The organism is Halomonas sp. (assembly GCF_034520545.1).
Lineage (GTDB): Bacteria > Pseudomonadota > Gammaproteobacteria > Pseudomonadales > Halomonadaceae > Halomonas.
This window is the reverse complement of record NZ_JAXHNN010000003.1, coordinates 421,492-432,444: the sequence shown is the minus strand read 5'-3', so window position 1 is coordinate 432,444 and position 10,953 is coordinate 421,492. Positions and strand designations below refer to the sequence as shown.

Below are 10,953 nucleotides of genomic sequence, written 5' to 3'. Positions count from 1 at the left end.
TCCGGATTCCTCCGGGAGCGCGCAAGGGCCCCATGTAAAAAAGTTTCACGCCTCACCGGCGAGCCAACCACAGGGCCTGGCATCAGGCGCCTGTGGGTGAATTCAAGCCTTATCGGGGGAGCTGGCCCGGTCGAGCAGCGAGAGAATCGAGCGGTAAGGAATACCGCCATGCTGGCTCAGGCCGATCTCGCAGGTACGCGAGTTCGAGTAGCCGACACTGCATTCCGACACCTCCTCGGCCAAGCCATCAAGGGCCGAGGCGTTGAGCTCTGGCGTGGTGAAACCTTTATCGCCCGCAAAACCACAACAATCGATATCAGCCGGCACCACGACTTCCCGGGCACAGGCCCGAGCCAGTCCGACGAACTTGTCGGCAAGCCCCATGCGGGTGCTCGAGCACGTCACATGCACGGCGACTCGCTCGTCGAGGGGGGTAACAGCGAGCCGGGGCAGCAGATGGTCATGAGCGAAGGCGACCGGCTCCAGCATCTCGAGTCGTTCGTCGAGGTGCTTTTGCATCTGGAGGGTGCAGGGGCTGGTATCACAGAGCACCGGATAACGCCCGTTCTGGCTCGCTACCAGCAGTTCGCGATTGAGTTCGCGCCCCTTGTGGGTCGCTTCCTCGAACTGTCCCTTGGACTGGAAAGCCATGCCGCAGCAAAGATGGCCAATCATCTCCGGCAGAACCACCTCGTAACCAGCCTTGTCGAGCAGCGCCAGGGTAATCTCCATCACCGAGCGTGCCTCGGTCTCGTCATCATGGGACGCGCCGAAGATGCGGGTGGCACAGGAGGGCAGGTAGACCACCTTATCCCTCGAGGCATCGCCCGACGGCGCCTGCTCCAGCACCCGGATCGGCGCCGACCTGGGCAGAGCCGGGCTCCACTGGGGTAACCGATCACCGCTCAGCCGACGCGCACCGGTACTCATCTTTTCCATCAGATTGACACCCAGCACGGCTCGGGCCGCTCCCGCCGCATTCAGTCCACCCCGCGCCACACGCGTTGCTCCTGAGAAATGTCGGCCGATACGCCTGGCCAGAGGGGCCTTGTCCACCGCCCGGTCGTGACGCAACTGACGCACCATTTCACCGGTATCGATGCCCACTGGACACTGGGTAGCGCAAAGCCCCGTAGCCGCACAGGTGTCGATGCCATGATAGACATAGGCCTCCCCGAGCTCCTTCATGCGCGCCTTGTCGGCGTCGGTGGCCTGGTTTCCCAGCGCTTCGAGCCTTGCCAGCTCACGACGGATCACGATGCGCTGGCGTGGCGTCAGGGTCAGATCGGTCGAGGGGCAGATCGGCTCGCAGAAACCGCATTCGATGCACTTGTCGACGGTCTCGTCGGCCGCCGGCAAGGGCTTGAGGTTCTCAAGGTGCAGCGTCGGGTTGCGGCTGAGGATCACCTCGGGATTGAGCAGGTTTCCAGGGTCGAAGAGCGCCTTGATCTCCCACATCAACGCATAGGCCTCGGGTCCCCACTCCAGCTCGACGTAGGGGGCCATATTGCGTCCGGTGCCGTGCTCGGCCTTGAGGGAACCGCCGTACTCCACGCCGACCAGCTGCGCCACGTCGTCCATCAGCGCCTGGTAGCGTTCCACCTCGCCGGGTTTCTCGAAGCCCTGGGGAAAGACGAAATGCAGGTTGCCTTCCAGGGCATGTCCAAAGAGGATCGCATCCCGGTAGCCGTGCCGATGGAAGATATCGGTCAGCGCCAGCACACCCTTGTCGAGACGCTCGATGGGAAAGGCCACATCCTCGATAATCACCGTGGTGCCGGTCTCGCGCACCGCCCCCACGGCCGGAAACAGCCCCTTGCGAATCTTCCAGTAGAGGGCATAGGTATCGATTTCACGGGTAAAGGTGACCGGCTCCAGGGCCTGGATGCCCTCGAGGGTCGCCTGAACCGCCTGCATGCGCGCGTCGAGCTCGGCCTCGTCGTTGCCGCGCACGTCGATCAGCAGTGCCGCCGCCCCCTCCGGAAGCGTCCTCAATACCGCGGGCATGCCAGGCTTATCCTGCACCGAGCGTAGCGCGGCACGGTCCATCAGCTCCACGGCGGAAACCGGCGCCTGCTTGAGGGCGATGGTCGCACGGCAGGTAGTTCCCATGTCTGGGAAGAAGGCCAGCGCCGCAGCCTTCAGGGACTCGTCGACCACGGTGTCATAGGTAATGGTGCTGATGAACCCCAGGGTGCCCTCGGAGCCGATCATCAGGTGCTTGAGGATCTCGATGCCATCGCTGAAGTCGACCAGGCTGTTGAGGGCGTAGCCAGTGGTGTTCTTAAGCCGGTACTTGTGGCGAATTTTCCCGGCCAGGGCGTCGTTCCCCTGCGTCTGGGCAGCGAGGCGCTCCAGGCCGGCCAGCAGCTCCCCATGGGAGGCCCGGAAGGCGGCGACGCTGCCGGCATCAGCGGTGTCGAGCAGGCTACCGTCGGCCAGGATCACCCGGATGTCGCGCACCGTACGGTAGCTGTTCTGCGCGGTGCCACAACACATTCCCGAGGCATTGTTGGCGGCAATGCCGCCGACCATGCAGCTGGCGATCGAGGCCGGGTCGGGGCCGATCTTGCGGCCATAGGGGGCCAGCAGCTGATTGGCCCTGGCGCCGATGACCCCGGGCTGCAAGCGGATCGCCTGGCCCTCGTCGAGGATCGCATGATCCCGCCAGCCGCGGCCGAATTGGATCAGCACCGAGTCGGTCACCGCCTGGCCGGAAAGCGAGGTTCCGGCTGCGCGAAAGGTCACCGGCAGCTCGCGTTCGCGGCATTCCGCCAGGGCCTGCTGCAGCTCCGCCTCGTTCTCCGGACGAACCACCAGCTGCGGAATAAGCCGATAGAAACTGGCATCGGTACCGTAGGCCAGGGTACGCAGGGGGTCATCGATCAACCGCTCGGCAGGTATCGTCGCCGCCAGGGCGTCCTTCAACTCGCGCCAGGCACTCATGGACGTCATCTCTCATCTCCCGGTTCGGGGCCGTCATGGCGTACCAGCACCACCAGTTCACGAGGCCCATGCACGCCGTAAGCCAGGGTCTGCTCGATGTCCGCGGTCTTGCTTGGCCCGGAAATCAGCAACGCATTGGTAGGCATGCCGCTGGCCCAGCCGTGGCACTCCAACACATCGTAGAAGGTGTCTTCGATAGCATCGGCATCCAGCACGGCGATATGAATCGGCGGCACCAGGCTGATCAGCCGCGGCTCGTCTGATGTGGGCCAGAGCCACAGACTGCCGGTCTCGGCGATGGCACCGCGAGTCGAGGACAGGCCGGCATCGACACTCTCGAACTGTTCACGCTGCCACTCCTCGATATCGCGATCGACGTCTACCAGTTCCACTTCGGCATCGGCCAGGGCGCGGCGCGCCTCGGCGGCCACCGGATGCTCGCGCCCCAACGCCAGCCGTTTCACACCCTTTTCGGCAAGCACCTTGGCCAGTGCATCGGTCCACTCCTCCGGGGCAGTATGAATCACTTCCCCGTGCACCGAGGTGATGAGCTGCACGAAGCGTGCCAGGCGCTCCTCGGCATTCCAACCGCGGTGGGTCACTACGGCGAAATCGCTCTCTGGTGCAGTCAGAGGGCCGTCGGCCCGCTCACGCAGTCGATTGAGAATGGTGTCGCGGGCACTCATCAGCGCTTCTCCTCTTGGGCCTTGCTTGCCTGATGACGCTTGACCAGTGCATGCAGCGTCGTTCCGGCCGGCTTCGCTGCGATGCGATAGTCTGTCCAGGCGCCCAGTCGCGAGGGGGTCAGCGCTCTGAGCTTGCCGGCTACGGACGTTCCGGCGCGCCAGACCCACGGGTGGGTGGCCATGAACTGGAAGCCCTTCCAGGCGGCCACTTCCTTGCGGGTTCGCTTGACCCCAGCGCCGGGCACGTTGCCGCGCCCCTCGCCCACCGACTCACGGCGCAGGCGCACCAGAAGGTCGGGGATCGGGATCTTCACCGGGCAGACCTCGCCACAGGCACCGCATAGGCTCGAGGCCGTGGGCAGGTCCTTGGTATCCTCGAGGCCCATAAGGTGGGGCGAAAGAATACTGCCGATGGGGCCCGGGTAGGTGGTGCCATAGGTGTGCCCGCCCACCCGCGTATAGACAGGGCAGTGGTTCATGCAGGCGCCGCAGCGGATGCAGCGCAGGGTGTCGAGCAATTCATTGTCCTGGTAGATATTCGATCGACCGTTGTCGACCAGCACCAGGTGCACCTCCTTGGGCCCGTCATGCTCACCTTCCTTGCGCGGCGAGCTGATCATGTTGAAGTAGGTAGTAACATGCTGGCCGGTCGCCGAGCGGCTCAGCAAGGCATAGAGAGGCGGAACGTCACGCAGGTGCTCGACGACCTTCTCGATGCCGGTAACCGCCACGTGTACCGGCGGTACCGTTGTGCTCATGCGGCCGTTGCCCTCGTTCTCTACTAGGCACAGGGTGCCGGTCTCGGCCACCGCAAAGTTTACCCCCGATACGCCCACATCAGCGGCCATGAAACGTTCACGCAGCTGGGATCGAGCCGCCGCGGTCATGGTGTCGACGTCGCGAGTCCGCTCGGTGCCGGTCTTTTCGTGCAGGATCTCGGAGATCTCATCGGTATTGAGATGGATCGCCGGCATGATGATATGCGAGGGCGTCTGCTCATTGAGCTGCACCAGGTACTCGCCGAGATCCGACTCCAGCGCCTCGATGCCCGCCTCCTCCAGGTAGGCATTGAGGTGCATCTCCTCGGAGACCATCGACTTGCCCTTGACCACCGAAGTGGCATCGCGACTCTCGCAGATCTCGCGGATGATCCTACAGGCCTGCTCGCCGTCCTCGGCCCAGTGCACCTTGATGCCATTGGCCTGGCAATTGGCTTCCAGCTGCTCAAGCAGGTCAGGCAGCTTCGCGAGCGCCCGAAGACGAATGTTGGCCCCCAGCTCGCGCAGTGTTTCCAGATCCCAGTCACCGAAGACGTCGCGACGCTTGTTCATCAGGCCATCCATCGCCTTGCGAAAGTTGGCGCGGATCTGGGGGTTGCCGAGAGCGTCATGCGCCTGGCGATGGAACTCGCGTGGGCTGTATGTTTGAACACCAAGGCTCTGGACTGCACTGCTTTGCATGCTCATGAGGTCCTCCGCCACAGGTAGCTGGCGATATGCTCGCCCGCCACTGCCTTATTCTGATGCTCGAAACGCCCAGCGATGTTCATCAAACAGCCGCAGTCGGAGGTCACGAAACGCTGGGCGCCGGCCTTCTCGATGGCCGTGGTCTTGTCCTCCACCATAGCAGCGGAGACCTCTGGATGGCGCAAGGCAAAGGTGCCGCCAAAGCCGCAGCACTCGGCGGAACGGGCCTGCTCGACCAGCTCGACCTCGCCAAGCTGAGCCAGCAGGGCCGGACCGGTCTCGGCCAGCCCCATCTCGCGCCGGGCGCTGCAGGAGGTGTGCATGGCCACCTTTTCGGCTGCGCCCCGATCCTCAAGCTTCAGGTGGCAGGCATGCACCAGGAACTCGGTCAGCTCATAGACCCGCCCCGCCACCTCATTGGCCTGTTCCTCGATATCGGTACCGGCAAAGAGCTGGGGATAGTGGGTGCGCATCATGCCGCCACAGGAGCCTGAGGGCACCACGATCGGCCAGGGCTCAGGGAAGAGGTCAAGCTGAGCCGCCGCAACGGCCCGTGCCTCCTGCTGATAGCCCGAGGTATAGGCCGGCTGGCCACAGCAGGTCTGGTCCTCGGGAAAAACCACCTCGACGCCCTCTCGCTCGAGCAGACGGATACCGTCCAGCCCGGCCTCCGGGTAGAAGAGGTCGATCAGGCAGGTCCCGAAGAAGTAGACCTTCTCCGGCTTCGGCGGATAGTGCTTGACTGGCGTCATGGGCAGGATCCTGGACAGCGAAGGGACAAGACAGCGTTATGCTGGCCATGTCGACTTGGATTATGGTAAATTGGTAAGACCAATTTACGCTAAAAGCATCATCGCACGTTATGAGGCGGAACCTGCAGTGTCAAACCCAGGGCGTCCGCTTCCCAGCCCCTCTTGCCTATACTTTAGTCTAGGCCCTTCAACGCTTTCTCCAACACTCTGATGCAGCAGAACAAATTGTCACGCCTAGGCGAAAAGACAGAAATCTATCGTCTCCTCGTTTGGTAATACCAATTTGATGACGATACCATGCCAGCTTTAGCCACGTGCTCCGGAGCCAACACCATGGCCTATCAACCCGTCCGACAACCTCGCCTGGCCGATGTCATCACTGAACGCCTCGAGGCGCTGATCCTCGAGGGTAGCCTGAAGCCCGGCCAGCGCCTGCCGCCGGAACGCGAACTGGCCGAGCGCTTCGGCGTCTCGCGCCCCTCGCTACGCGAGGCCATCCAGAAGCTCTCGGCCCGCGGCCTGCTGACCAGCCGCCAGGGCGGCGGCACCTACATCAGCGAGGAGCTCAACAGCGGCTACAGCGACCCGCTATTGGAGATGCTCTCCCGCCATGGGGAATTCCACCTCGACCTGCTCGAATTCCGCGATGCCATGGAGGGTATCTCAGCCTACTATGCGGCCCTGCGCTCCACGCCCACCGACAAGGCACTGCTGATCAAGCGCTTCGAGGAGCTCGAGGCGTGCTTCAAGGGCCGCGACCCGGCGCTCGAGGCCCGCGCCGACGCAGCCTTCCACATGGCCATTGCCGAATCGGCCCACAATATCCTGCTGCTGCACACCATCCGCGGCATCTTTCACCTGCTTGAGAAGAGTATCGTCGATAACCTGGCTCACCTGTTCGAGAAGCCCGAGTCACGCCCACAGCTGATGAAGCAGCACCGTGCTCTGCTCGACGCCATCCTCGAAGGCCGGGCCGAGGACGCCCGCGCCCGGGCTCACGAGCATCTGGTATTCGTGGAAGAGGGGCTGCTCGAGGTCGAGCGTGCCGAGACACGGGCCCAGCGCGCACTCCGTCGCGCCCAGGTCATGCCCGCGACCTCCCGTTGAGGTCCGCAATGACGATGCCCTCCCACCGCCGGGTACGCCAGCTGCTCTGGCTTCTGGTACTCCTCGGGCTGGTACTCGCCATGTGGCAGTCCGCCCTGCTGGCCCGCGATCAGGCCCTGCAGGAGCTGCGCCAGGACGCCGAGAACGAGCTGCGCCTCTCGGTGGAGAGCCTGGCCGGCCACCTCTCTCGCCACGACTATCTGCCCGCCCTGCTCGCCTCACGCGAGATGGTCAGGCGCTTCCTGGCCTCGCCGGGAAGCCAGGACCCCATGCCGCTCAACCGCCTTCTGGACCGTTTCCGGGCCACTGCCGGTGTCTCCGACATCTACCTCATCGACCGCGAAGGCGATACACTGGCCGCCAGTAACTGGCACCGCCCCGACACCTTCATCGGCCAGAACTACGCCTTCCGCAGCTACTTCCAGGATGCCATCGCCGGCCACACCGGACGCTTCTATGGCCTGGGCGTGCAGTCCGGAGAGCGCGGCTACTATTTCTCGGCCCCGGTGTGGCTCGACGACACGGAACCGAACGCCACCCCCGATGGTGTCATGGTGGTGAAGATACTGCTCGATACCGTGGAGGCGAGCTGGGCCGAGCAGGACGCAGAGCTGCTGATCACCGACAAGGACGACATCATCTTCATGGCCAGCCGCCCGGAGCTGCGCATGAAGGCCCTGCAGCCAATCTCAGACGATGAACGGGAGGCACTGCGGGACACCCGTCGCTATGCCGACGAGCCGCTGGCACCCGCTGGTATCGAGATCACCGAGACCCCGGGCGAACACAGCCAGCGGGTCGGCTTCCAGCGAGGCCCTCTCGCGGGGGAGGATTACCTGGGCCTGTCTCGGCCCATGCCGGAATTCGACTGGGAGATGTATATCCTCAAGTCGCTGGCACCGGTGGTCCAGGCCCAGTGGCTCGTCGCCCTGCTTGCCGGCGGCCTCTACGGCGTGGTGGTCCTGGCCGGCGGCATCGGCTGGCAGCGCCTGAGGCTGCGCCGCGAGCGCGAGCATTTCGCCGACCGTGAACGGCGCACTCTGGCACGAGCCCGAGACGAGCTGGAACTCAACGTGCAGCGCCGCACCCGCGACCTGGTCGAGACCAACCGACGCCTCTCCGACGAGATCGAGGAGCGCCGCCGCGCCGAGGAGCGGCTTCGCCAGACCCGCGATGAGTTGATCCAGGCTGCCAAGCTCGCCGTGCTCGGCCAGCTCGCCGCGGGCATCAACCACGAGCTCAACCAGCCATTGGCGGCTATTCGCGCCTATGCCGAGAATGCCGCTGAGTTCCTGGCCCGCAGCCGCACCGAGGCGGCGAGCAGCAATCTGGCACAGATCATCGAACTCACCGACCGCATGGCCAAGATCAGTGCCCAACTACGCCAGTTCTCGCGCAAGAGTGGTGACAGACCCACCAGCGTCTCGGTCCCCGCTTGCTACGACTATGCCCTGAGGCTCTTCCAGTCACGGCTGCGCGACGCCAGGGTCACGGTCGAACGCGACTGGCCCGAAGAAGAGATCTGGGTGCGCGCCGACCTGGTGCGCCTGGAACAGGTGCTGGTCAACCTGATCGGCAACGCCCTCCAGGCCATGGGCCAGACGGATGCGCCGCTACTCCAGCTGAGTATCGAGCCCGACGGCGACGAGGTAAGGATCCAGGTCACCGACAACGGCCCCGGCATCGCCGAGGCGCACCTTGGACGAATCTTCGAGCCCTTCTTCACCACCAAGTCGCCGGGCAGCGGCCTGGGTTTGGGATTATCCATCTCGGCGCGCATCATCGACGACCTGGGCGGCCGGCTGGCGGCGGACCATGCACCTGGCGGCGGTGCCCGCTTCACCATTACCCTGCCCCGCGCCCCCGGTCCCGAAGCGACCGACGACACCAGGACCGAGGAGCATGACACCCATGCATGAACCGGCGCCCCTTCCGGTGATGATCATCGACGACGAGGCGCACCTGCGCATCACCGCTGGCCAGACCCTGGAGCTGGCGGGTTACGAGCCCCACGCCTTCGAGAGCGCCGAAGCCGCCTTGGCGGCCCTGACGCCAGACTTCGCCGGTGTAATCGTCAGCGATATCCGCATGCCCGGCATGGACGGCATGACGCTGCTGCGCGAGGTCCGCAGCCGCGATCCCGACCTGCCGGTGATCCTGATTACCGGCCATGGCGACATCTCCACCGCCGTCGAAGCGATGCGCGAGGGTGCCTGGGACTTCCTGGAAAAACCCTTCGCAGGAGAGCGCCTGGTAGAGATGGTTCGTCGCGGCATCGACAAGCGCCGCCTGAGCCTCGAGAACCGCGAGCTCAAGGCCGAGCTCGAGGCTCAGCAATCGGCACCGGGGCCGCGACTGGTGGGACGTGCTCCGGCCATCCAGCGCCTCGCCTCCATGGTCCAGCGCATCAGCCAGGTGGAGACTGACGTGCTGCTGTTCGGCGAGACCGGGGCCGGCAAGGATCTGGTGGCGCGGGCCATCCACGAACGCAGTCGCCGTGGCGGCCACCCCTTCGTGGCCATCAACTGCGGCGCCGTCCCCGAAAGCATCATCGAGTCGGAGCTTTTCGGCCACGAGAAGGGGGCCTTCACCGGGGCCGTGGAGCGGCGGATCGGCAAGTTCGAGCATGCCCAGGGCGGCACGGTGTTCCTCGACGAGATCGAGTCGATGCCACTCTCGCTGCAGGTCAAGCTGTTGCGGGTGCTGCAGGACCGCTCCATCGAGCGTCTCGGTTCCAACGTGCCAGTATCCCTGGATCTGCGCGTGATCGCTGCCACCAAGGTCGACCTCAAGGCCGACGCCGAGGCGGGACGCTTCCGCGAAGATCTCTATTACCGGCTCGAGGTGGTCACCCTGCCGATCCCCTCGCTGCGCGAGCGGCGCGAGGATATTCCGCTGCTGTTCCAGCACTTCGCCGTGGTCGCCGCCAACCGCAGCGGACTGGAGGCGCCACCGCTGGATGCCGCCGGCATCTCGACACTGCTCTCCCATGACTGGCCGGGCAACGTCCGCGAGCTGCGCAACCTGGCCGAGCGCTATGTGCTCCTCGGCGCCACCTGCGACTATCGCCTGGACGCCTTGCGGGAGGGAGTGGGCAGCGACAGCGGTGAGCTGGCCCTGCCCCAGCAGGTGGAGCTGTTCGAGAAGAGCCTGATCGACCAAGCGCTGGTTCGTCACCACGGCCGTGTCTCCGGGGTCTGCAAGCAACTCGGTCTACCGCGCAAGACCCTTTACGACAAACTCAGGAAATACGGCCTGAAGGCCGAGGACTACCGCCAGAGCGAAACCCCCTGAAGGAGCAGCTCGCGCAGCGGCTCAACGGGAGGCAGCCAAGGCGCCAGGCTCGCCGCCATCATCAGCATCACCAGGGAGTTGCCCGGCTCGCGCCAGTCGAACGGTTTGAGGGCGGTGCCGAAGGAGCGCTTGAGACGCGCCCCTGTCAGGTCGACGCTGTACAGCTCATCGAGCAGCAGGTGGATGACGAAGCCCAGCGCCAGGCCGGTACCGTGTGCCCAGGCAAGGTGATCGGGCTGGCCAAACAGCCGGTGGCTAAGCACCGTGGCCACCAGGCCGCAGAGACCCGCCGCCAGCAGCGAGTGCCATAGGCCACGGTGCACGGTGAAACGGGCAAACAGCGCCCCGGCCAGATAGCGCACGCTCAGGTAGATCGCACCGCACACCATCAGCAAGGTGCCGGTGGCCAGTCGCGTCTGCAGCACCAGGGCGCCGGCCACCACTGCAGGCACCGCCAGCAGGTTGAAGATCAGACGGATCGCCCGGGAACGGTCGGCATCGATATCGGGCAGGATGCCGCCGAAGGTCACCATCGCCAGCAGCGGCAGGCTCTCCATGGCACTCCAGAGGCCCGCCTGCCAGCCGCCATGGGCCAGCACGGCGCCGCCGGCGGCGGCCACGCCGAAGTGGGTGCGAAAGTTGGCCATGCCGGGGCGCGCCCTCGATATACTGGATAAATGGCCAGATTATCGCCCGCCCCAG

At 65.0% G+C, this 10,953-nt stretch carries 8 protein-coding genes; 3 read left to right on the top strand and 5 right to left on the bottom strand.

Annotated elements, in window-relative coordinates:
• Window positions 1-102 precede the first annotated feature (102 nt).
• From U5L98_RS04015 to U5L98_RS04000, 4 genes are read right to left on the bottom strand one after another with little or no spacing between them, the layout of a single operon-like run.
• Entirely contained in the window at window positions 103-2,955 is a 2,853-nt protein-coding gene (locus U5L98_RS04015) for an FAD-binding and (Fe-S)-binding domain-containing protein (RefSeq protein ID WP_322557055.1), read from the bottom strand.
• On the bottom strand, window positions 2,952-3,632 hold the full coding sequence (locus tag U5L98_RS04010) for a lactate utilization protein C (protein WP_322557054.1): 681 nt from the start codon (window positions 3,630-3,632) through the stop codon (window positions 2,952-2,954). The genes U5L98_RS04015 and U5L98_RS04010 overlap by 4 nt, the downstream gene beginning before the upstream one ends.
• The gene (locus tag U5L98_RS04005) at window positions 3,632-5,098 is read right to left on the bottom strand and encodes a LutB/LldF family L-lactate oxidation iron-sulfur protein (protein ID WP_322557053.1); all 1,467 of its coding nucleotides are present in this window, start codon (window positions 5,096-5,098) and stop codon (window positions 3,632-3,634) included. The genes U5L98_RS04010 and U5L98_RS04005 overlap by 1 nt, the downstream gene beginning before the upstream one ends.
• Window positions 5,095-5,850, bottom strand: coding sequence for a (Fe-S)-binding protein (locus tag U5L98_RS04000; protein WP_322557052.1), 756 nt, complete (start codon window positions 5,848-5,850; stop codon window positions 5,095-5,097). The genes U5L98_RS04005 and U5L98_RS04000 overlap by 4 nt, the downstream gene beginning before the upstream one ends.
• A gap of 333 nt (window positions 5,851-6,183) precedes the next feature.
• Between U5L98_RS04000 and U5L98_RS03995 the strand changes: the two genes are divergently transcribed.
• The 3 genes from U5L98_RS03995 to U5L98_RS03985 are packed head-to-tail and all read left to right on the top strand — an operon-like array spanning window position 6,184 to window position 10,251.
• Window positions 6,184-6,957, top strand: coding sequence for a GntR family transcriptional regulator (locus U5L98_RS03995; RefSeq protein WP_322557051.1), 774 nt, complete (start codon window positions 6,184-6,186; stop codon window positions 6,955-6,957).
• 8 nt (window positions 6,958-6,965) lie between these two features.
• Complete coding sequence (locus U5L98_RS03990) at window positions 6,966-8,876, top strand: sensor histidine kinase (protein WP_322557050.1); 1,911 nt, start codon at window positions 6,966-6,968, stop codon at window positions 8,874-8,876.
• The gene (locus U5L98_RS03985; protein ID WP_322557066.1) at window positions 8,869-10,251 is read left to right on the top strand and encodes a sigma-54 dependent transcriptional regulator; all 1,383 of its coding nucleotides are present in this window, start codon (window positions 8,869-8,871) and stop codon (window positions 10,249-10,251) included. Before U5L98_RS03990 ends, U5L98_RS03985 begins: the two co-directional genes overlap by 8 nt.
• Here U5L98_RS03985 and U5L98_RS03980 read toward each other — a convergent pair.
• Window positions 10,227-10,898 carry a metal-dependent hydrolase gene (locus U5L98_RS03980; RefSeq protein ID WP_322557049.1) on the bottom strand — a complete coding sequence of 224 codons (672 nt, stop codon included), beginning with the start codon at window positions 10,896-10,898 and terminating at the stop codon, window positions 10,227-10,229. The genes U5L98_RS03985 and U5L98_RS03980 overlap by 25 nt on opposite strands.
• Between the last annotated feature and the right edge of the window lie 55 nt (window positions 10,899-10,953).